16 protein-coding genes are annotated in these 20,149 nt (G+C 72.1%); 7 read left to right on the forward strand and 9 right to left on the reverse strand.

The annotated features are described in order from the left end of the window. Positions 1-5 precede the first annotated feature (5 nt). The gene (locus tag ABFY20_RS05520; RefSeq protein ID WP_368498937.1) at positions 6-1,184 is read right to left on the reverse strand and encodes an acyl-CoA dehydrogenase family protein; all 1,179 of its coding nucleotides are present in this window, start codon (positions 1,182-1,184) and stop codon (positions 6-8) included. A gap of 171 nt (positions 1,185-1,355) precedes the next feature. Between ABFY20_RS05520 and manA the strand changes: the two genes are divergently transcribed. Beyond that, on the forward strand, positions 1,356-2,636 hold the full coding sequence (manA, locus tag ABFY20_RS05525) for a mannose-6-phosphate isomerase, class I (protein WP_368498938.1): 1,281 nt from the start codon (positions 1,356-1,358) through the stop codon (positions 2,634-2,636). Positions 2,637-2,678: 42 nt separating this feature from the next. Here the strand turns inward: manA and ABFY20_RS05530 are convergent, their stop codons facing one another. Continuing rightward, positions 2,679-3,635: a GlxA family transcriptional regulator gene (locus tag ABFY20_RS05530; RefSeq protein ID WP_368498939.1), complete on the reverse strand. Its 957-nt coding sequence runs from the start codon at positions 3,633-3,635 to the stop codon at positions 2,679-2,681. A gap of 190 nt (positions 3,636-3,825) precedes the next feature. On the opposite strand from ABFY20_RS05530, the gene ABFY20_RS05535 reads away from it, so the two are divergent. The 3 genes from ABFY20_RS05535 to ABFY20_RS05545 all read left to right on the forward strand — a co-directional run bounded on the left by ABFY20_RS05535 (position 3,826) and on the right by ABFY20_RS05545 (position 9,823). After that, positions 3,826-4,146 (forward strand): WhiB family transcriptional regulator, encoded by a 321-nt coding sequence (locus tag ABFY20_RS05535; RefSeq protein WP_368498940.1) that lies wholly within the window; start codon positions 3,826-3,828, stop codon positions 4,144-4,146. A 104-nt stretch (positions 4,147-4,250) separates the two neighbouring features. Beyond that, positions 4,251-8,315, forward strand: coding sequence for a glycosyltransferase (locus ABFY20_RS05540; RefSeq protein WP_368498941.1), 4,065 nt, complete (start codon positions 4,251-4,253; stop codon positions 8,313-8,315). Positions 8,316-8,389: 74 nt separating this feature from the next. Then, complete coding sequence (locus ABFY20_RS05545) at positions 8,390-9,823, forward strand: DUF5719 family protein (RefSeq protein ID WP_368498942.1); 1,434 nt, start codon at positions 8,390-8,392, stop codon at positions 9,821-9,823. Positions 9,824-9,945: 122 nt separating this feature from the next. Here the strand turns inward: ABFY20_RS05545 and ABFY20_RS05550 are convergent, their stop codons facing one another. Continuing rightward, complete coding sequence (locus ABFY20_RS05550) at positions 9,946-10,389, reverse strand: metallopeptidase family protein (RefSeq protein ID WP_368498943.1); 444 nt, start codon at positions 10,387-10,389, stop codon at positions 9,946-9,948. A 92-nt stretch (positions 10,390-10,481) separates the two neighbouring features. On the opposite strand from ABFY20_RS05550, the gene ABFY20_RS05555 reads away from it, so the two are divergent. Next, positions 10,482-10,685, forward strand: a complete 204-nt coding sequence (locus ABFY20_RS05555; RefSeq protein WP_368498944.1) for a DUF3499 family protein — start codon at positions 10,482-10,484, stop codon at positions 10,683-10,685. 66 nt (positions 10,686-10,751) lie between these two features. Next, positions 10,752-12,257 (forward strand): adenosylhomocysteinase, encoded by a 1,506-nt coding sequence (gene ahcY, locus ABFY20_RS05560; protein WP_368498945.1) that lies wholly within the window; start codon positions 10,752-10,754, stop codon positions 12,255-12,257. Positions 12,258-12,286: 29 nt separating this feature from the next. Here the strand turns inward: ahcY and ABFY20_RS05565 are convergent, their stop codons facing one another. After that, on the reverse strand, positions 12,287-13,114 hold the full coding sequence (locus ABFY20_RS05565) for an RDD family protein (protein ID WP_368498946.1): 828 nt from the start codon (positions 13,112-13,114) through the stop codon (positions 12,287-12,289). Positions 13,115-13,131: 17 nt separating this feature from the next. Here ABFY20_RS05565 and ABFY20_RS05570 point away from each other — a divergent pair, with 17 nt between their 5' ends. Beyond that, the gene (locus ABFY20_RS05570; protein WP_368498947.1) at positions 13,132-14,127 is read left to right on the forward strand and encodes a stage II sporulation protein M; all 996 of its coding nucleotides are present in this window, start codon (positions 13,132-13,134) and stop codon (positions 14,125-14,127) included. Positions 14,128-14,149: 22 nt separating this feature from the next. Here the strand turns inward: ABFY20_RS05570 and ABFY20_RS05575 are convergent, their stop codons facing one another. From ABFY20_RS05575 to ABFY20_RS05595, 5 genes are all read right to left on the reverse strand, one after another. Next, positions 14,150-15,457, reverse strand: coding sequence for a DUF58 domain-containing protein (locus tag ABFY20_RS05575; protein WP_368498948.1), 1,308 nt, complete (start codon positions 15,455-15,457; stop codon positions 14,150-14,152). A 13-nt stretch (positions 15,458-15,470) separates the two neighbouring features. Continuing rightward, a complete protein-coding gene (locus tag ABFY20_RS05580) occupies positions 15,471-16,457 on the reverse strand; it encodes an AAA family ATPase (protein WP_368498949.1) in 987 nt (328 codons plus the stop codon). 111 nt (positions 16,458-16,568) lie between these two features. Next, positions 16,569-17,840 carry a DUF4350 domain-containing protein gene (locus ABFY20_RS05585; RefSeq protein WP_368498950.1) on the reverse strand — a complete coding sequence of 424 codons (1,272 nt, stop codon included), beginning with the start codon at positions 17,838-17,840 and terminating at the stop codon, positions 16,569-16,571. After that, positions 17,837-18,517 (reverse strand): DUF4129 domain-containing protein, encoded by a 681-nt coding sequence (locus ABFY20_RS05590; protein ID WP_368498951.1) that lies wholly within the window; start codon positions 18,515-18,517, stop codon positions 17,837-17,839. Before ABFY20_RS05590 ends, ABFY20_RS05585 begins: the two co-directional genes overlap by 4 nt. Further along, the gene (locus ABFY20_RS05595) at positions 18,514-20,004 is read right to left on the reverse strand and encodes a hypothetical protein (protein ID WP_368498952.1); all 1,491 of its coding nucleotides are present in this window, start codon (positions 20,002-20,004) and stop codon (positions 18,514-18,516) included. The genes ABFY20_RS05590 and ABFY20_RS05595 overlap by 4 nt, the downstream gene beginning before the upstream one ends. Positions 20,005-20,149 lie beyond the last annotated feature (145 nt).

The raw sequence follows: 20,149 nt of genomic DNA on the forward strand, positions 1-20,149 counted from the left end.
CGGGCTCAGACGAACGCGGCGAATCCGGTGAGACTGCGCCCGACGATGAGGGTGTTCATCTCGCGCGTGCCCTCGTAGGAGTACAGCGCCTCGGCGTCGGCGAAGTGGCGCGCGACGTCGTAGTCGAGCACGATGCCGTTGCCGCCCAGCACCTCGCGGCTCCACGAGACGGTCTCGCGCATCCGTGCCGTGGTGAAGGCCTTGGCGAGAGCCGAGTGGTCGTCTTTCTGGGTGCCGTCATCGAGCATCTGCGACACCCGCACCACCATGCCGAGGCTCGCGGTGATATTGCCCATCGACTTCACGAGCAGGTCTTGGATGAGCTGGTGGCTCGCGATCGGCTTGCCGAACTGCACCCGCTCCTTGGCGTACCGGAGGGCGGCCTCGTAGGCGCCGACGGAATTCCCGACAGCCGCCCAGGCGACCTCGGCGCGGGTGAGGCGCAGCACCTTGGCGGTGTCGCGGAAGGAGTTCGCGTTCTGCAGTCTGAGGCTGTCGGGCACCCGCACGTCTTCGAGCGTGATGTCGGCGTTCTGCACGATGCGGAGGCTCTGCTTGCCCTCGATCTTGGTGGCGGTGTAGCCCGGGGTGGAGGTGGGGACGATGAAGCCCTTCACCTGGCCGTCTGCGGCGTCTTTGGCCCAGATGACGGTGATGTCGCTGAAGGTGGCGTTGCCGATCCAGCGCTTCGAGCCGTTCAGCACCCACTCGTCGCCGTCGCGGGTGGCGACGGTGCGGAGCCCCTGGGCGCTGTCGGAGCCCGACTGCGGCTCGGTGAGGCCGAAGGCCCCGACGACCTCGCCCGCCGCCATCCTCGGCAGCCACTCGGCGCGCTGCTCGGCGGAGCCGGCGACGCTGATCGAGCCCATGGCGAGACCGTTCTGCACCCCGACGAGGGTGGCCACCGAGGCGTCGACGCGGGCGAGCTCGAGAGCCACGAAGCCGCGGAACACGGCGGAGTTCTCGAACGGCTTCGTCTCCTCCCAGGCGAACGAGAAGGCACCGGTCGCCGCGAGGCCCTTCATGATGCCCTCGGGCATCGTCGCCTTCTCCCAGTGCGCGTTCACGACCGGCTTCACCTCGGTCTCGAGGTAGTCGCGCAGGCGGGCGAGCGCTACCCGCTCCTCGCCCGTGAGGAGGGAGGCGTAGTCGTAGAAGTCGCTGACGAGGGGCTCGAAGGTCATGTCTGCTCCGTTGCGGTGGGGTTGCGGCGCCCAGAGCTTAACCGCTCGTTCGTGGGGCGCACGCGGGGCTTGGTAGTTTGGACCAACGGGCCGACTCGGGCCGTCGCCAGGGATTGTAGGTCGCTCATAACCGGCTTCGGCCGCCACGGGGCGCAGAGTGAGATCAGGATCATGTTCGTACCGATTGCCAACACGCCCCGCCCCTACGCCTGGGGTTCGGTCACCGACATCCCGGAGCTCCTCGGCACCCCCGTCACCGGGGAGCCGCAGGCCGAGCTCTGGCTGGGCGCGCATCCCGGCAGCCCCAGCCGCATCCTCGAACCCTCGCTCACGGGCGGCGCCCACGACCTCGCCGAGTGGATCGCTGCCGACCCCACCCGCATCGTCGGGCGCGACGGCTCGCTGCCGTTCCTGCTCAAGATCCTCGCCGCCGCGGCTCCGCTGTCGCTCCAGGCCCACCCCACCCTCGAGCGCGCCCGCGAGGGCTTCCGCCGCGAGAACGAGCAGGGCATCCCGCTCGACGCGCCTCACCGCAACTACAAAGACCCGCTGCACAAGCCCGAGCTCGTGGTGGCGCTGAGCGAGCGCTACGAGGCGCTGTGCGGCTTCCGCCCGCTCGACGAGGTGCGCGAGATCGTCGACCTGCTGGTCACCATCGACAACGCGCAGACCGCACCGCGCTGGGAGCTGTACGGCCCCATCGTGCACCTGCTCGAAGACTCCGTCACGCTCACCGAGACCGACGCCGAGGTGCTGCGCTCGGTCGTGGCGTGGCTGCTCGAAGGGGGAGAGGCGGTCGAGGCTCTGGTGGGGCACCTCGTGCGCACGGCCGAGAAGGCGCTCCACCCCGCCCACGCCCACCTCACCGACCCGTACACGCCCTCGCTCGAGACGGTGGTGCGGCTGAACGAGGAGTACCCGGGCGACCCCGGTGTGATCATCTCACTGCTGCTGAACCGGGTGACCCTGAAGAAGGGCGAGGCGCTGTTCCTCCCGGCGGGCAACATCCACGCCTATCTCTCGGGGCTCGGCGTCGAGCTCATGTCGGCCTCCGACAACGTGCTGCGCGGCGGCCTCACGCCGAAGTACATCGACGTGCCGGAGCTCCTCGAGGTGCTCGACTTCGACCCGCTGCCGGTGCCCTTCCTCGAGGCGAGCTCGCCCGAGCCGGGGCTGCAGCTGTTCACCCCCGCGGTTCCCGACTTCGTGCTCGCCCGCATCGAGCCGGGGGTGGCAGCGGATGCGCCGGCCACCGTCGACTACACCCCGCTGGGGGCGGCGATCGCCATCTGCCTCTCGGGCTCGGTGACCCTCTCCGGCGCGTCGGGCTCGCACACCCTGGTGCGTGGCGACTCGGTCTTCATCACCCCCGACGAGGGGGCGCTCTCGGCTGCGGGCACCGGAACGGTGTTCCTCGCCGCGCCGGGTGCCCCGGCCCACGAGCTGCCGTAGATCGCACAGGCCTGAGGCGCGCCCCGCCCCTCGGAGCGCGCCTCAGGCCGAGGCGCGCACCGAGAAGGCGCGGCGGTAGGCCGCAGGGGTCGTGCTGAGCGTCTTGGCGAAGTGGTGACGCATGACCGCCGCGGTGCCGAAGCCGCTTTCGGCGGCGATGGCGTCGAGTGCCAGGTCGCTCTCCTCGAGCAACTGCTGGGCGCGGAGCAGCCGCTGCCGGTTGAGCCACGCCCCCGGTGTGGCCCCGAGGACGGCCTTGAAGCGCCGGGCGAAGGTGCGCGACGACATCAGCGCCCTGCGGGCGAGTTCGTCGACGGTGAGCTCCTCGTCGAGGTGGGCGAGCATCCACTCGGTCACCTCGGCGAACGAGTCGCTGCGCGAGATCGGCACCGGTGTGGCGATGTACTGCGACTGGCCGCCCGCGCGCTGCGGAGGCACCACCATGCGGCGGGCGACGACGTTCGCGGCCGAGGCCCCGAGCTCGGTGCGGATGAGGTGGAGGCAGGCATCGATGCCGGCCGCCGTTCCCGCGCTGGTGATGATGCGCCCGTCTTCGACGAAGAGCACATCGGGGTCGACGTCGATGTCGGGGAACTCACGCGCGAGCCGCTCGGCGTGCATCCAGTGCGTCGTCGCCGAGCGACCTGAGAGCACCCCGGTCTTGGCCAGGGTGAAGGCGCCGCTGCAGATGCTGAGCACCCAGGCGCCGCGGTCGACGGCGTCGCGGATGACGCGGGCGATGGCGGGGTCGACGTCTGCGTCGATGTCGTGGGCGGGAACGGCGACGAGGTCGGCGTCGGCGGCGGCGGAGAGGTCGCCGGAGATGACCATGTCGTAGCCGAGGCTCGTCGGCACGGGGCCCGGCTGCGCGGCGGCGATGGCGAACTCGAACGCCGGACCGCCGTGGGCGGTGCGGTCGATGCCGAACGCCTCGCAGACGACTCCGAACTCGAACGGGGCGACGCCGGGGAGGGCGAGCAGCACGACTTTCTTCAGCATGATGGCAGGATATCGATGTGCGACCAGAAAGCGCGACAGCTGCTGCGCCACGCCGTGCGGGGCGCTAACCCTCCAGAAGCGGTTGAGGGTTTACCATCCGCGACTTGACTGAAACGAATTACAGTTATGTAATTAGCCAACGGGGTTTTTGTCGGCAGGTCGCAGACTGGTTCAGAGGGTGGAGCGTGATATGGCCATGTCAGAGTATCGCTCGGGTGTTCCCGACGACTGGTACGTCGACCCCATCAACCTCGGCGTTCCCGGAGTCAGGCAGAACATCGGCGACGAGAACCCGCTCGCCTGGCAGGCAGACTCGCTCTGCGCCCAGACCGACCCCGAGGCCTTCTTCCCGGAGAAGGGCGGCTCCACCCGCGACGCGAAGCGCATCTGCACCTCGTGCGAGGTGAAGGCGCAGTGCCTCGACTACGCGCTCGAGAACGACGAACGCTTCGGCATCTGGGGCGGGCTCTCCGAGCGCGAGCGCCGCAAGCTCCGCAAGCGCGCCGGCTGAAGCCGTCGGCCGGCATTCCGCGGTCTTCACATCGGATTCATATAAAGGCGGCACGCCGCACAGCCCGAGCTGGTTAGGCCGGGGCTGAGCTTAGAGTCAGTGCGATGCACGCTCGAGTCACTGCCGTCCTCGTCTCCTCGAACGGAGCCGAACACCTTCCGCGAACCCTGGAAGCCATCGCGGCGCAGACCCGAGCACCCGACGCCCTGGTCGTCGTCGACTGCGCCTCCACCGACGCGACGGCCACCCTGTTGGCGAACGCGCATCCGACCCGCTTCATCTCCGCTTCGAGTCGTCTGGCTTTCGGCACCGCCGTGAGCCATGCGCTCGGCGTCGCCCCGCCGCCCGAGAACGAGAACGAGTGGCTCTGGCTGCTCGCCCACGACACCGCCCCCGAGCCCGACGCCCTCGCGGCGCTGCTCGCCGCGGTCGAGGTGAACCCCTCCGTCGCCGCCGCAGGCCCGAAGCAGGTGGAGTGGGGCGACGCCGCCTACATCAGCGAGTTCGGCGAGACGATCACGGCCCTCGGGGCGAGTGTGCCGCTCGTCGAGACCGAGCTCGACCAGGCCCAGCACGACACGATGAGCGACGTGCTCGGCATGGGCGCGGCCGGGCTGCTCGTACGCCACACGGTGTGGAACCAGGTCGGCGGCTTCGACCCGGCGTTGCCCACGGCCGACAACGCGCTCGACTTCTCGATCAGGGTGCGACTCGCGGGGCACCGGGTCATCGCGGTGCCGGCGGCCAAGGTCGCCACCGACGGCGACGGCTTCTCGGGGCCGGGTCGTTCACCCCGCGGCTCGGCGAGGCGCAAGCGGCAGACCGCCCGCCGCGCGGCGCAGCTGCACCGCAGGCTCGTCTACGCCCCCGCCTTCGCCGTGCTGTTCCACTGGCTCTCGCTCGTGCCGCTCGCCGTGGTGCGCTCCCTGTTCCAGCTGGTGCGCAAGCAGCCGGGCGCCATCGGCGGTGAGTTCGCCGCCGCCTTCAAGACCGCGTTCGGATCGCGCATCGGTGAGGCCCGATCACGGTTCAAGGCGTCCCGCACCGTGGGGTGGAAGGCGATCGCGCCGCTGCGCATGCCGGGCGACGAGATCAGGCGCCGGCGCTCGCTGCAACGGGAGATCGCCCTCACCTACCTCCGCGGCGACCGTGACCGCATCCAGTTCATCGCGAGCGGTGGAGTGGCGACGGTGCTCATCGTCGCCCTCGTCGGCTTCGTCGTCTTCCTGCCGGTGTTCGGCGCCGCGGCCATCACAGGGGGCGGGGCGCTTCCCCTCGCCGACAGCGTCGGCGGCCTGTGGTCGCAGATCGGCACGGGCTTCCGCGACGTCGGCCTCGGTTTCATCGGGGCGGCCGATCCGTTCGCCTCCGTGCTCGCGGTGCTCGGCTCGCTCACCTTCTGGTCTCCGTCGTTCGCCGTGGTCTGCCTCTACCTCGTGGCGCTGCCGCTGGCCGCGCTCGCCGCCTGGCTGTGCGCCGCTCGCCTCACCGATCGCCCCGTGCTGCGCGCGCTCGCCGCCGTGCTCTGGGTGATCGCACCGCCCTTCCTCGCGGCGCTCGACGCCGGCATGATCGCGCCGATCATCGCTCACCTGCTCCTCCCGTGGCTCATGCTCGCGGGGCTCGCCGCGCGCAAGTCGTGGTCGGCGTCGGCGATGGCGTCGATCCTGGCGGCGGCGGTGCTCGCCGTCGCGCCCTCGCTCTGGCCCGCGCTGGCCGTCGTGTGGCTCATCGCCACCATCGCCAGCCGCCGTGACGTCGCCCGCCTCATCGGCATCCCCATCCCGGCCCTGGTGCTGTTCGGCCCGCTCGCCTGGGATCAGGTGCAGCGCGGCACGCCGCTCGCGCTCCTCGCCGACCCCGGCCTGCCGGTGTGGCGAGACCCGGTTCAGGTGGTCGACCTGCTGATCGGGCTGCCTACGGCCGGGCTCGGACGGTGGGAGTCGATCGCCGCCGGCTTCGGCATCGACTCCTCGCTCGTGCTCGTGGTGCTGCTCGTGCTCGCGGCGCCGCTGGTGCTGATCGCGCTCGCTGCCCTGTTCCTGCCCGGCTCCTACCGCGCCGTCGTCCCTGTCGTCATCGCGGTGCTCGGCTTCGCCACCGCCGTCGCCTCGACTCAGCTGGCGCTCAGCACCTCGGGCTCCCAGTCCGTCGCACTCTGGGCGGGCTCCGGGCTCAGCCTGTTCTGGCTCGGCCTCATCGGCGCCGCCGTCATCGGTCTGTCGTCGCTGCCGCGGTTCTCGGGCGTTCCGGCCGTGGTCGCCGCCGTCGCGGTCGCCGTGATCGTGGCGCCGACCGGGCTCGGTGTTCTGCTCAGCACCGCCGAGATCACGGCGGGCAGCGGTCGTCAGCTCCCCGCCTACGTCACCGCGGAGGCTTCGACGACACCGCGGGTCGGCACCCTCATGCTCGCACCGCAGTCGAACGGAGGGCTCGGGGCCGAGGTCGTGCACGGCGCCGGCCCGGTGCTCGTTGAGCAGTCGACGCTCGCCGCCACCGCCGACCTCGCCGACGGCACCGCCTCGGGCGACGACGGGGCCGAGCTCTCGGAGCTCGTCGGCAACCTCGCCTCCATCTCCGGCGCCGACGTCGCCGACCGCCTCACCGCGCTCGGCATCGAGTTCGTGCTGCTCACGCCCGCCGCGCCGGCGGAGTCGGGTGCAGCCGCAGACGACGTGAGCGGGCGCGCAGCGAACGCGCTGAACAGCAACGCGCAGTTCACCTTCGTGGGCGACACCTCGGTGGGCGAGCTGTGGCAGGTCGCGGGCGACGGCGAGGTCGCGTCGCTGCCCGCTCCCGAGCCCACGAACACCGGCACCCCGTACGGCGTGCTCGTGCTCGTGGTGCAGGGCTTCGTCTTCCTCATCGCACTGCTGCTGGCGCTCCCGGCCGGCCGCCTGCAGACGCAGGGCACCCGTGCGGTGAGCGCCACGGCCCATGTCGCCGCCGCCGACTCCGTCGAGGAGCGCCTCGCCGAGGAGAAGACCCACGAGTACGACGACGAGGTGCCGGTGGGGGAAGACCCCGAGGCCCTCGAGACCGTCGAGGAGCGCGACCTGGCGCCCGACGGCTCCGTCGCCGCCCACCACGGGGGTGCACAGGCGCCCTCGGGCGACGCGGTCGCCGCGGGGGCTGCCTCCGGCCTCACGGTCGCCGCGGGGGCCATCGCGCTGCCCGCCGCCGAGCGCGATCGCGACGAGGGCGTCTCCAGCGGTGCCGAGTCAGGTGCCGCCCCTGGTGCCGAGCCGGCCACCGGATCGGCCGAAGCGGATGCGCGTGACGAGAACGCACCGCGCGTCACGGTCACCGACCTCCCGGCCGCCGAGCCGGCTTCCGCGACTCCTGCCGCCGGGGCTTCCGATGCTGCTGACGGGCAGGCCCCAGGAGCATCGGGGTCGCTTCCCGAAGCCCGGCACGAGACGGCTGCCGCATCGTCCGCTCCGCCGTTTGCGGAGACGGCTCCCGCGTCGCGGTTCAGCGGGTCTGGCGACCTGAGCGAAGCCGGTGATCCGGGTGCGACCGATGACGCGGTCGACGAGCAGGTCGATCTGTCGCCGGTGCACGCCTCGGCGCACGTCAACGCCCACGCTCCCGAACCGGGCGATCCTGAGGAGTCCACCGAGCATCCGGTGACCCAGGCCGCGGCGCCCGCCGACGCTGCCGCCGCCGACGCTGCCGCCGCGCCTGCTGACGCTGCCGCGCCCGCCGCGCCTGCCGCCGCCGACGCTGCCGCCGCGCCTGCTGACGCTGCCGCGCCCGCCGCGCCTGCCGACGCCGACGCTGCTGCGCCCGCCGCCGCCGACGCTGCCGCCGCGCCTGCTGACGCTGCCGCGCCCGCCGCGCCTGCCGACGCCGACGCTGCCGCCGCCCGCCGACGCTGCCGCTGCCGCGCCCGCCGACGCTGCCGCGCCCGCCGCGCCTGCCGACGCCGACGCCGCCGTACCCGCCGACGCTGCCGCACCCGCCGCGCCTGCGGACTCCAGCACCGCGACCGACGCCGCCGGGCCCGCCGAGAGCGCCGCGCTCGCCGAACCCGCCGCGCCGGCCGGGCCGGCGACGGCAGGCCTGCCGGCCTTCCCCGTCTTCCCGCAGGCCGAGCCGGCGGTTCCGGCCGATTACGACCCCAACGACGAGACCGTCGTGAGCGTGCGCGACGCCGTGGAGCGTGAGCGCCACGAGCAGGACGCCGACTGGCACCGCTCCGGCGAACCCACCCCGACCGACCCTGAGGAGCGTGACAACGATGGCCGCTAAAGGCATCGCCACGGGCGCGAGGATCGCGACCGGCGTGGTCACCCTGGCCGTGGCCGGGGGAGTCGCCGCGGCGGCACTCCTGCTGCCCCTCCCTGGCGTCACCGCGACCCCCGCCTCGTTCACCGTCGAGCCCCAGGCCGCCGAGCAGGTGCGCGCCTGCGCCGGCCCGTTGGTGCGCCTCTCCGACGACAGCGGTCAGGATGCGACGGCGATCTCGCACGTCGGCACCGCCGACGTGGTCTCCGGCACCTCGCCCGAGACGCAGCTCGACATCACGCCCCTGGCCTCGCCCGACGACCGCACCAGCACCGAAGACGCAGCCCCCTCGCGCATCGCACTGCCGGTGCCCGACGCGGGGTCGGCCGACGCCACCCTCTTCGCCGCCGCCCAGTCGCAGACCATCGCCTCGGGCGAGCTCGTCGGCCTTGCCGCGAGCTCGTGCGGCGAGGCGTCGTCCGAGAGCTGGATGGTAGCCGGCTCCACCACCGTGGGCCGCACCAGCTTCGTGGTGCTGGCGAACCCCGGCGACGTGCCCGCCGTCGTCGACCTCACGGTGTACGGCGATCTCGGCGCCGTGGAGGCGCCGGGAGGCCGCAACATCGACGTGCCCGCCCGCAGCACGCGCATCCTGTCGCTGGCGGGTCTCGCTCCCGATCTCGCCACCCCCGTCATCCACGTCGAGGCGAGCGTCGGTGCGGTGAGCGCCGCGGTGCAGCAGAGCGTGGTGCGCGGGCTCGAGCCCGGCGGCGTCGAGCTCGTCGGCCCCTCGGCACCGCCTGCCACGGTGCAGCGCGTGGCCGGGGTGCAGATCTCGGGCACCTCGTCGATCGCCGAGCGGCTGAGCGACTCCGACAACTCCGACCTGCAGAGCGTGCTGCGGCTGTTCGTGCCGGGCACCGAGCCCGCCTCGGTCACCCTCCGGGTCGCCGAGGAGCGCAACGGCGGCGCCAGCACCGACTACCAGGTCGGTCTCACGCCGGGCATCGTCACCGAGTTCCCGCTGCAGGACATCCCCGACGGCACCTACTCGGTCGAGGCCGAGTCCGACCAGCCGATCGTCATGGGTGCGCGCACCTCGACCCTCGTGAACGGCGTCACCGACTTCGCCTGGTACCAGACCCTCGACGAGCTCGGCACCGACTTCGTGGTCGCCACCGCCGACGGGCCCAACCCGCGCCTGCACCTTGTGAACACGACGGATGCTGACGTCGAGGTGACGGTCGCCGAGAACGGCGGCGAGACGCAGAGCTACACCTTCGTTCCCGGCGCCCGCTCGGTGGCGCTGAAGCCCGGCAGCAGCTACGTCGTGTCGTCGTCGGGCCCGGTGTCGGCGATGGTGGACTACCTGGGCGAGGGCCGCTCCTCGGCGTTCGCCATCGCCCCGCCGAGCCCCGACGCATCACCCCTCGTCATCTACCCCTGAGCCGGGGCCGCGACCCGCGCTGCCGCGCACGAGCGGTATGAGAATCGCGCCATCGAGCTCCCTCCAGCCTCGGCGGCGCGATTCTCATACCGTTCGCGCATCCCCGTTCGCGCATCCGGGGCTCAGAAGTGGTGGAACCTGTCGGGCGCGAGGTCCCACGGGTCTTTGCCGAGCAGCTCGGCGACGGCCCGGAACACGCAGGCCTCGATGGCGAGCCTGCGGTGCACCTCGTCGTCGCGATGAAGGCGCGACATGCGCTCGATCGGCAGCCGGAACAGGATGACCCGGTTCTTCGTGACCGACCAGCGGTCGACGTGGTCGGGCGAGCCGAACTCGCCGAACGGCATCGTGGCGACCTCGAACGACACCTGCGCCAGCTCGTTCGGCCACAGACTCCGCAGGTATTCCGCCGTGGAGGCGACGGTCATGTCGAACAGGTCGATGCGCGAACGCAGGAAGGGCAGGTGCGGCCCTGCCACCGAGGAACGCAGATCGCGACCGTGCCTGTTGCGGGTGCGTGCGCGGATGGTGGCGGCACGTGCCGGCTGTCTACGCGATCGAGCCATGCCGCAAGTCTACGGGCGCGAGCGCGACACGGCGCGGCGTCACCGGCGCGGCCTCACGGGGGCGACGGATGCGCGGGCCTAGTCTTGAGGCGATGACGAACCGGGAATGCTCGCGGCCCTCCTGCCGCGGTGAGGCGACCACGACCCTCACCTACGACTACGCCGACTCCCTCGTCGTCGTCGGCCCCTTGAGTCCCGTCGTGCAGCCCCACGGGTACGACCTGTGCGCCCGGCACATCGAGCGCTTCTCCGCCCCGCAGGGATGGCAGGTCATGCGCTACGTCACCGCGCAGTAGCCGCTCTTCGCCCCCGATCTCGCGGCTCGGAGCCTCCTCGCGGCGAGGACCTGCGAGAATCGATGCATGACCATCGCACCCCCCGCATCCGTCACCGCCCTGCCTTATAAGGTCGCCGACCTCACGCTCGCCGAGGCGGGCCGGCACCAGATCAGGCTCGCCGAGAACGAGATGCCCGGCCTCATGGCGCTGCGCGCGGAGTTCGGCGAGTCGAAGCCGCTCGCGGGGGCGCGCATCATGGGGTCGCTGCACATGACCGTGCAGACGGCGGTGCTCATCGAGACGCTCGTGGCGCTCGGCGCCCGGGTGCGCTGGGTGAGCTGCAACATCTTCTCGACGCAGAACGAGGCGGCTGCCGCCATCGTGGTCGGCCCCACCGGCACCGTCGAGGCGCCGGCCGGGTCGCCGGTGTTCGCCTGGAAGGGCGAGACGCTCGACGAATACTGGTGGTGCACCGAGCGCGCCTTCGACTGGTCGGCGGAGGCCGCCGCCGAGGAGGCGGCGACGGGGAGCGCGGTGTCGTGGATCGGGCCGAACATGATCCTCGACGACGGCGGAGACGCCACCCTGCTCGTGCACAAGGGCCGCGAGTTCGAGGCGGCCGGGCGCGTGCCCGACACCACGGCCGACGACAGCGAGGAATACGGCGTGGTGCTGGAGCTCCTGCGCGGCAGCCTCGCCGCGAGCGGAGACCGGTGGACGAGGATCGCCGCTGAGATCCGAGGCGTGTCGGAGGAGACCACCACCGGTGTGCACCGGCTCTACGAACTGGCGGCGGCGGGGGAGCTGCTGTTCCCGGCGATCAACGTGAACGATTCGGTGACGAAGTCGAAGTTCGACAACAAGTACGGCATCAGGCACTCGCTGCCCGACGGGCTGAACCGCGCCACCGACGTGCTGATGGGCGGCAAGGTGGCGTTCGTGGTGGGCTACGGCGACGTGGGTAAGGGCGCCGCCGAGGCGCTGCGCGGCCAGGGTGCGCGGGTGATCGTGTCGGAGATCGACCCGATCTGCGCGCTGCAGGCGGCGATGGACGGCTTCCAGGTGTCGCGCCTCGAGTCGGTGGTCGAGGAGGTCGACATCTTCGTCACGGGCACCGGCAACGTGAACGTCATCGGGGTCGACGACATGCTGAGGATGAAGCACCTCGCCATCGTGGCGAACGTGGGCCACTTCGACAACGAGATCGACATGGCGGGACTCGCCAAGGTGCCGGGCGCCGAGCGGGTGGAGATCAAGCCGCAGGTGCACGAGTGGCGGCTGCCGACGGGGCGCAGCATCCTGGTGCTGTCGGAGGGTCGGCTGATGAACCTCGGCAACGCCACCGGCCACCCGAGCTTCGTCATGAGCAACTCCTTCACCAACCAGGTGCTGGCCCAGATCGAGCTCTACGCCACCCCGGAGAAGTACCCGGTGGGCGTGTACGTGCTGCCGAAGCACCTCGACGAGAAGGTCGCTCGCCTCCACCTCGACGCCCTCGGGGTGGAGCTCACCACCCTCCGGCCCGAGCAGTCCGCCTACATCGGCGTTCCGGTGGAGGGGCCGTACAAGGTCGACCACTACCGCTACTAGAGCGGCGGCTCAGCCGTCAGCGCGGCGGCTCAGCGGTCCGGGAAGCCGTTCGGCAGACCGTGCAGGATGGGCTCGACCTGGTCGAGCCTGCGCTTTTCGAGCATGAGCGCGGTGTACTCGCGGTCGCGGCGGATGGCGGCGACGCCGAGCAGGAAGGCGTGCGGGTGCACGTCGGGGAGCGGCGACACGTAGGGCGCCGTCTCGCCGGCGAGTTCGAAGGCGAGGCGTTCGCGGGTGGCGGGCGTCATGCGGCTCGCCTGGGTGAGGAATTGCACGATGCGGCGGGAGAGCCGGTCGGGCAGCTTCGCGACGTCGGCGGTGAGCGCCCACATGGTGAGCTCAGGCGGAACCTGGGTGGTGAAGGGCAGGGGGCGGGGAACCCGCTCGTGCTGGCTGTAACTGCCGGCGAGCAGGTCGCCGAGGCGCTTGGAGCGCCCGTTGAGCATCGAGGTGACGAAGGCGATGACCCCGAAGGTGGTGTAGATCTCGAGGAAGCCGACGAGGCCCCTGATGATGGAGTGCCGGAGCGTGATGGCGCCACCGTCGTCGCGCACGATCCTCGCGCCGATGGCGAGCTTGCCGAGCGACCTGCCGCGGCTGGCGACCTCGACCGTGATGGGCGCGACGACGAGGCACACGACGATGAGCATGATGAACAGGGCCTGGGCGAGCGCGGGGTCGAAGGCGGTGCCGCTGGCGGCGAAGATGCTGTAGAGGTAGACGCCCGCGAACAGGGCGCCGACATAGACGGCGAGGTCGATGGCGCCGCTGGCGCTCCGCAGGAGGAAGCTCGCCGGTCTCACGTCGAGGGCGACGGCCTCGCCGGTGAGCAGCTCGTCGTCGCGTGCGCCGGTCATGGATATCATCTAAGCAGATGGACCTCGACGCCTACTCCGCCGCGCATCGAGACGAATGGGATCGTCTCGACGAACTGGGGCGCCGCCGCGGCTACTCGGGCCGCGAGGCCGACGAGCTCATCGAGCGCTACCAGTCGGGATCCACGCAGCTCTCGGCGATCAAGACCGTCGCGGGCTCGACTGCCTACGGCGACCGGCTCTCGGTCTCGCTGTCGCGGGCGCGCCTGCGCTTCACGGGTGCGGGGGCGAACGTGTTCCGCCAGATCCCGGTCTTCTTCGCCGTGCAGCTCCCGGCGGCCCTGTACCGCCTTCGCTGGCTGACCCTCGCGGTCGCGCTCGCGACGGTGGTCATCGCCGCCCTCTACGCCGTCTGGATCTCGCAGAACCCGTCCGTGCTCGCCGCGATCGGCGACAACGCCTACCTCAAGCAGATCGCGGAGGAGGACTTCGTCGACTACTACTCCGAGAACCCGGCGGCCTCGTTCACGGGCCTGGTGTGGACGAACAACGCCTGGATCGCGGCGCAGTGCATCGCCTTCGGGGTACTCGGCGTCTTCGTGCCGTACGTCATCATCCAGAACGCCCAGAACCTCGGCGTGAACGCCGCGGTCATGTTCGAGTTCGGTCACGGCGACGTGTTCTTCCTCTACATCATGCCGCACGGGCTGCTCGAGCTGACCGCCATCTTCGTGGCGGCGGCGGCGGGCCTGCGCATCTTCTGGGCGTGGGTGGCGCCGGGGGCGCTCACCCGCGGCCGCTCCCTCGCCGAGAACGGCCGGGCCCTCTTCACCGTCGCCATCGGGCTGGTGTTCGTGCTGTTCGTCTCCGGCGTCATCGAGGGCTTCGTCACCCCGTCGCCGCTGCCGTGGTGGCTGAAGATCGGCATCGGCGTGCTGGCGCTCGCGGCATTCCTGTTCTACATGCTGTTCGTCGGCGGCCGGGCGTACCGCGCAGGCCAGACGGGTGACCTCGAGGAGTTCGAGGCCGGCGCCACCCAGCTCGTCGCAGGCTAGCGCGAGCCGGGCGGCCCCACCCTCAGAGCCGCCCGGCGGCCTTCAGCGCGATGTACCGATCGGCGAGGGCCGGGGGCAGGTCGGCGGGCGCCCCGGTGATCACATCGGCGCCGAACCGCTTGAGCACGGTGGTCACCCGCGCCACGTCGAGGAGTGCACGCTCGGCGGCCGCCGCACGGTACACCTCCTCACGGTCGGATCGCCTCATCACCCCGGCGGCCACATCCGGATCGGTCACCGAGCTCACCACCACCATGTGGTCGCGGGTGAGCTGCGGCACGATGGCCATCAGCTCGCGCGAGATGCCCGGCGCGTCGATGGCGGTGGCGAGCACGACGAGCGAACGCTGGGTGGTGACCTGCCGCACGAGCGACGGAACCGCGGTCCAGTCCATCTCGATGAGGTCGGGTTCGACGGGCGCCATGGCGTCGACCATGCGCGAGAGGAGCTCCGGCCCGGATGCTCCGTGCACGCGACCCCGCAGCCGGCGATCGTACATCACCAGGTCGACCCGGTCGCCCGCTCGGGTGGCGAGGGCGGCGAGCAGCAGGGCGCTCTCGAACGCGGTGTCGATGCGCGTCTCGTCGCCGATGCGCGCGGCCTGCGTGCGCCCGGTGTCGATGACGATCACGACGCGGCGGTCGCGCTCGGGCCGCCAGGTGCGCACCATCACGTCGCTGTGGCGGGCGGTGGCGCGCCAGTCGATCGACCTCACGTCGTCGCCGCGCACGTACTCCCTGAGGCTGTCGAACTCGGTGCCCTGCCCGCGGATCATCACGCTCGCCCGCCCGTCGAGCTCGCGCAGGCGCGCCAGTCGCGACGGCAGATGCTTGCGCGCGTTGAACGGAGGCAGCACCCGGATGTGCCCGGCCGAGCGCAGCGTCGCCTGTCGCGCGGCGAGCCCGAGCGGGCCGGTCGCGCGGATCGTGACCCGCTCGGTGCGCCGCTCCCCGCGCCGGAAAGGGGTGAGCGCCACCGTCACGGCACGGCGCTCACCGGCGGGCACCTCCACCCGCGAGCGGTTCGTGCTCGGCCCCGCCGAGGGCTGCCAGGCGTCGCGCACGACGGCTCGCAGCATCCGTCGCCCGGTGTTGGTGAGGTACAGCGTGCTCGTCGCCGTCTCGCCGAGACGCACCCGGCCGGGCAGGGTGCGGTCGAGTGAGACCCTGCGCGGCGAGGCCGCGAGCAGCAGGTCGACCACCACGAGCAGCACGATGAGGGCGAGCCAGCCCAGCAGCGCCAAGGCGGCCCTGCCGTAGAGCTCGCCGAGGAGCACCACCGGCACGATGCCGACGGCCAGGAGCGCGACCAGCCGGCCGGTGAGCGCCATCAGCGGGCCGCCGTCACAGCGGAACCCGCACCTGGGTGAGGATCGAGCGCAGGATGGCGTCGACCGACACGCCCTCGAGCTCCGCCTCGGGTCGCAGCTGGATGCGGTGGCGCAGCACCGGCAGCACCATCGCCTGCACGTGGTCGGGGGTGATGCCGGGGGAGGCGTTCAGCCACGCCCAGGCCTTCGCGGCGGCGAGGAGGGCTGTCGAGCCACGGGGGCTCACGCCGAGCTTCACCGAGGGGCTCTGCCTGGTCGCCCTCGCGAGGTCGACGACGTAGGCGAGCACGTCGGGGGAGGCCTGCACGGTGGCAACAGCGGCCTGCGCGCGACGCAGCTGGTCGGCGTCGAGAACGGGGGTGACGCCGGCGGCGACGAGGTCGCGCGGGTTGAAGCCCTCCGCGTGCCGCGTGAGCACGGCGACCTCCACGTCGCGCTCGGGCAGGTCGAGCACGAGCTTCAGCAGGAAGCGGTCGAGTTGCGCCTCGGGCAACGTGTAGGTGCCCTCGTACTCGATCGGGTTCTGCGTGGCCGCCACGAGGAACGGGTCGGGGAGCTTGCGGGTGACGCCGTCGGCGCTCACCTGGCGCTCCTCCATCGCCTCGAGCAGCGACGACTGCGTCTTCGGCGGTGTGCGGTTGATCTCGTCGGCGAGCAGGATGTTGGTGAACACGGGGCCCTCGCGGAACGAGAACTCGCCCGCCTTCGCGTCGTAGATGAGCGACCCGGTGACGTCGCCCGGCATGAGGTCGGGGGTGAACTGCACGCGCTTGGTGTCGAGGCTCAGGGTCTGACTGAGGGTGCGCACGAGCAGCGTCTTCGCCACGCCGGGCACGCCCTCGAGCAGCACGTGGCCGCGGGCGAGCAGCGCGATGATGAGCCCGGTGACCGCGCCCTCCTGGCCGACGACCGCCTTGCCGACCTCGCTGCGCACGCGCGACAGGGCGGCGCGCAGCTCGCCGGATTCCGCGGGGGAGGGGGCGGGGGTGGTGTCGGTCATCCGGGGGTCCTATCTGTACGGAGGAACGGAGGTCGTGCGGGGTGTGTTCGTTCTGGAGCGGAGCGGGGCCGACGGATGCGCGGGGCCGGGCCGTACGCATCCGTTCGGGGGTCAGAGCAGGCGGGTGGCACGCGTCACCTCCTGTTCGAGGGCGAGCAGGCGGTCGGAGAGCTGCAGCAGCTCGGCCTCGCTGGTCGGCACCGACGCGACGAGCACAGCGTGCACCTCGTCGACGTGCCGCCCGGTGACGGCGGCGACGGCGCGGCTCACCTCCACCACGGTGGCGTGGCGGGGCAGGTTCAGCAGCGTCGCCAGGCGCGACACCGTGCCGATGCGCAGGGCGTCGAGCGCCCGCCCGTGGGCCGCCTGCTTGGCGTAGAGCCGGGCGCGGCCCTCCATGGTCTCGCTGGCGCGCACGGTCACCGGCAGATTCTCGACGACGACCGGCCCGAAGCGCCGCCCGCGCCAGATGCCGGCGGCGATCACCACGACGATGAGCAGCAGCATCACGGGGGTCACCCAGTCGGGAGTGAGGGAGCCCAGGGTCTCGGGGGCACCGCCCTCGAGGTCGTCGTAGCCCGGGAGGTACCAGACGAGGGTGGGGTTCTCGCCGAGCACGCCGAGCGCGAGGGCGGCGTTGCCGTACTGCGGCGCGTACTCGTTGGTGAGCGCGTCGCCCGCGCCGAACACCGTGACGACGCCGTCGTCGGTGTCGAGGGCGACAACCCCGTAGGCGTCGTCGTAGGAGGGGAAGCAGGTGAACGCGTCTGCGCCTTCGCCTTCGCCTTCGCCGACCAGCCGGTAGGTGGCCGTGGGGCGGGAGATCTCGACGGCGCGCTCGGCTGCCGGGAGGGCGCAGGCCGCCTCGACCGGATCGGTCTCCTCGGCCGAGCCCGCGTTGCGCACGCCGGGGGCGAACTCCTCGAGCTCGGTCGCGCCCGGTTCGAGCAGCACCAGGCGGGTGCCGAGTCCGGCCACCTGGGCGAGCTTGTCGCCCTCGAGGTAGCCGTAGGGGTCGGCGAACAGCACGGTGATGTCGCCGCCCGCGGAGGCGGCTGCTGCCCGGGCTTCGGAGAGCGAGGCGGCGGCGACGACGTCGACACCCTGCTGCCGCAGCACCTCGGCGACGGCACGGCTGCCGCTCGGCCCGGCGTTCTCGATCGAGTAGCGGTCGGTGTCGGGCACGGCACTCGAGGTGAGCAGCACCGAGACAACGGCGAAGGCGAGGGCGGCGACGGCGGCGACGACCCAGAACACCGAGCGCCGGAGGCCCGAGCGCAGGCGCGGGGTCTCGACGGTGCCGTCGGGCGGCGGTGCCTCGGCCGGCGCGGCGGGGGGAAGTGCGCCGGAGGGGGCGGGGCCGGATGCGGTGGCCTTCGTCATCGAACCACCTCGGCCTCGACGGCGTCGAGAGCGGCGGGGCGCTCGGCGCGCACGCGGTCGTCGAGAGCGCGCACGCGGTCGTAGCCGGCGCGGGTGCCGGGCACGTCGAGGTAGCGCACCTCGTCGAACAGGCCGGCGCAGGCCTCGAGCTCGCTCGCCGAAGCAGGGAAGGCCCGGCTCGCCCGCGCCGCGAAGTCCTGGGCGGTGGTGCCCGGCGCCGTGAAGACCACGGTGCGTTCGGCCAGCTGCCGGGCAAGCGCCCGGAACGCCTCCTCGATCGCCGTGTCGAAGTCGCCCTCGGCGGCGGCCCGGTGGGCTGCGGCCCGCAGTTCGGCAGCGCTCCTGGTGTCGTCGGCGCCGAACAGCGCGCCCGCCTCGAAGCGGCTGCGGCGGTTCAGTCGTGGCCTCCCGAACACCAGGAAGGCGACGACGATGAGCACCACCACCACGATCACGACGATGAGCGGCACCAGCCCGCCGAGGCCCGATCCGTCGGGAACACGCAGGGAGCCCAGCCAGTCGCCGATCGCCTTCGAGACCTGGTCGAACCAGGTCGGCCGCGCCGCCTGGTAGGGCGGCTTGCCGAGCTCGGTGACGATCCAGTCGCGCGCCTGGTCGGCGTCGGGCTCGACCGGGGGAGCGGCGACCAGACGCGTCACGAGGGCGAGCGGCGTCACGCCTGCCGTCCGGGCTGGTACGGGTCGGGCCAGGTCTCGGAACCCTCGTCGTGGCGCGACTCCACGAAGCGCACCAGCTCGATGTCCAGACCCTCCTTGCGCATCCTGAGGTCGATGTAGATGACCGCGACCGTAGCCGCCTGCACGACCGAGGCCAGCGCGCCCATCACCACCGAGACCGCCACCAGCAAGAGGTACACCGCCACCACGGCCCCGATTCCCGCACCCGAGTTGTTCGGGTCGACGAGCGTGAGCACGATCGGCAGGAGGAACGAGAACGGGGTGGTGATGAGCTGCGTGGCGAGGTTGAGGATGAGGTACACCAGCACGATCACGCCGAGCGTGCGCCAGAAGTTCGCCATGCCCGCGGTGAGCCCCCAGGAGCGTCGCATCGCCGCGAACACGCCCACGCGCTCGAGTACGATGACGCTCGGCACGACCGAGAACTTGGTGCCGAGCCACGCGAACAGCACGAGGAAGCCGAGGCCGAGCAGCACGGCGACGAGGATGCCGACGGCGAGCGCGGCGTCGCCGATGGTCGCCCCGAGCACGATGACGAGCACGAGCACGCCGAGGGCGATCACGATCGCGACGCCCGAGAGCAGCAGCCAGCCGGTGAGCGGGAGGATGCGCCGGAACGCCGCCTTCCAGAGCTCGCCGAGGCGCCGCTTCTCACCGAGGGTTCCGCGGGCGACTTCGAGCACGAGCACCCCCTGCAGGAGCGCCGAGGCGAACACGCTGAGCACGAGCGGGATGAGCGCCGAGATGACGATCACCGCGACGTTGCCGGCCTCGATGGAGTCGTAGTCGGCGCTCGAGACGCTCACCGAGCGCCCGATCGCCCAAGCCGCCGCGGCACCCACGAGGAGCGCGGTCACCACCACGATGATGAGCTGGATGAGCAGGCCGCTGCCGAAGGTCGCCTTGGGGTTACGGCGCACCACCTGGAACGGCGCCCCCATCAGCGTGCCGAAGCCGAGGGGCCGCAGGGGGATGAGTCCGGGCTTCGGCGGCGGCGCCCACCCCTGGGGCGCGGGGGCGGCGTAGCCCTGCTGCGCGTAGGCGGGGACGCCGGTGGGGGCCGCGTACTGCCCGTAGGCGGGCGGGGCCTGCGGCGGGGCGTACTGCCCGTAGGCGGGTGGAGCCGGTGGGGGCGCGTAGTGACCGTACGCGGGCTGGGCTTGCGGGGCCGGCGGGGGCGCGTATTGACCGTACGCGGGCTGGGCTTGCGGGGCCGGCGGGGGCGCGTACTGACCGTACGCGGGCTGCGCGGGCGACACCGTGGGCGGCCCCCACTGCGCGGGCGCGGGCTGCGCGGGCGGCACCGTGGGCGGCCCCCACTGCGCGGGCGCGGGCTGCGTGGGCGTAGGCGCTGCAGGCGCGGGAGGGGTAGCCGGTGCGGGCTCCTGCGCTCCCGGCGTGGGCTCCTGCGGCCCCTGCGCCGGCCGCTCGGCACCCGGTGCAGTCCAGCTGTCGTTCTCGCTCATCGGTGATCCTCCGAACCCCCACCGCCTGTTCCGACCCGCCGGTGTTTCCCGACCATGCTTTCACACTCCCTCAGACTTTTCCCGGCATGTGTCGAGAGGGCCCACGAACGGCTCGACTACTCTTGTCGCAACAGCAGCCCCGACG

Source organism: Herbiconiux sp. A18JL235 (genome assembly GCF_040939305.1).
GTDB lineage: Bacteria > Actinomycetota > Actinomycetes > Actinomycetales > Microbacteriaceae > Herbiconiux.